This window comes from Pseudomonas sp. BN515, from assembly GCF_029873155.1.
Classification (GTDB): Bacteria; Pseudomonadota; Gammaproteobacteria; order Pseudomonadales; family Pseudomonadaceae; genus Metapseudomonas.
Genome location: NZ_SSOH01000003.1, coordinates 1 through 541 on the forward strand (window position 1 = coordinate 1; position 541 = coordinate 541).

Consider the following 541-nt stretch of genomic DNA (forward strand, 5'->3'; position numbering starts at 1 on the left):
GGCGCTGAGGGCGATGGACGACTGGCTGCGCGGCTGGGCGCGGACCTTGCCGCTGCGTACGCCGGCGCAGTTGCGGCAGTTGCAGTTCCACTGCGGGAAGCCGCCGCCGGCGGCGGAGCCGAGAATCTGGATGTGCATGGGATTTGCCCTGGCGGGGGCCCCGGCGGAGCCGGGGCGATGCGGATCAGCGGTTGGCGAAGTACAGGGTCACTTCGAAACCAATGCGCAGATCGGTAAAGGCGGGTTTAGTCCACATGGAGCAATCCTCTTGTTATGGCGCCGGAGGATTCCGGCAAGTCCAGTTAACCACCGGCCCGAAAGGGCCCGAATGGTACTTTCGGAGGAGATTTGCTCGTGATTTGGTAGGGGCCGGCCTCCAATCGCGAATGAATTCGCCCCCACAGGTTTAGCGCCCGGGGTGAGGATGTACGGGAATAAAAAAACGCGGCCGAGGCCGCGTTTTTTTATTCAGGTGCCAGGGATCAGAAGAAGCCCAGCGGGTTGATGTCGTAGCTCACCAGCAGGTTCTTGGTCTGCTGGT

General features: G+C 62.1%; 1 protein-coding gene and 1 pseudogene. Both read right to left on the minus strand.

Annotation, left to right across the window (positions count from 1 at the left end):
* A pseudogene (locus tag E8E91_RS00015) lies at positions 1–138 on the minus strand (pyrroloquinoline quinone biosynthesis protein B); the annotation flags it as partial.
* Positions 139–184: 46 nt separating this feature from the next.
* Entirely contained in the window at positions 185–256 is a 72-nt protein-coding gene (pqqA, locus tag E8E91_RS00020) for a pyrroloquinoline quinone precursor peptide PqqA (RefSeq protein WP_072432761.1), read from the minus strand.
* Positions 257–541: the final 285 nt, after the last annotated feature.